The sequence below is a fragment of the Gottfriedia acidiceleris genome, assembly GCF_004138285.1.
GTDB lineage: Bacteria > Bacillota > Bacilli > Bacillales > Bacillaceae_G > Gottfriedia > Gottfriedia acidiceleris_A.
This window is the reverse complement of record NZ_SCFN01000080.1, coordinates 1-324: the sequence shown is the minus strand read 5'-3', so window position 1 is coordinate 324 and position 324 is coordinate 1. Positions and strand designations below refer to the sequence as shown.

The 324-nt window shown below is 27.5% G+C and carries 1 protein-coding gene; it reads right to left on the bottom strand.

Annotated features, from left to right (window positions below; all coding sequences use genetic code 11):
* Window positions 1–56 precede the first annotated feature (56 nt).
* Entirely contained in the window at window positions 57–281 is a 225-nt protein-coding gene (locus tag EP747_RS24060) for a hypothetical protein (protein ID WP_129692491.1), read from the bottom strand.
* Window positions 282–324: the final 43 nt, after the last annotated feature.

Here is a 324-nt window from a genome sequence, read left to right as displayed (position 1 = left end):
GCATAAGAAAAACGATCCTTCGTTATTGAAGAATCGCATACGTTAGTTACAAAAGACTAATTTTTTTTTGGTGAAACGAAAGGATGTTTTTCCCATCCCATGTCATCCAAATTGGTCCAATAATCACCATTTTTTTTATCAAATATCATATTGTAATTATCACTTACTTTAGAAAATTCATACCGATTCTGTTTACCCAATTCATTTGAAATTAGCCAAGAACTTAAAACAATACAAATCCCTAAGAATATTATAGAAAAAGCTAGTAAATTTTTATTCATATTTACCCCTTTCTATAAAGAGACTTCTTATAACTAAAAAAAA

Bases quoted from the DNA above. Each gene is read 5' to 3' on its own strand.
- EP747_RS24060 (WP_129692491.1), bottom strand. From the start codon at position 281: ATGAATAAAAATTTACTAGCTTTTTCTATAATATTCTTAGGGATTTGT.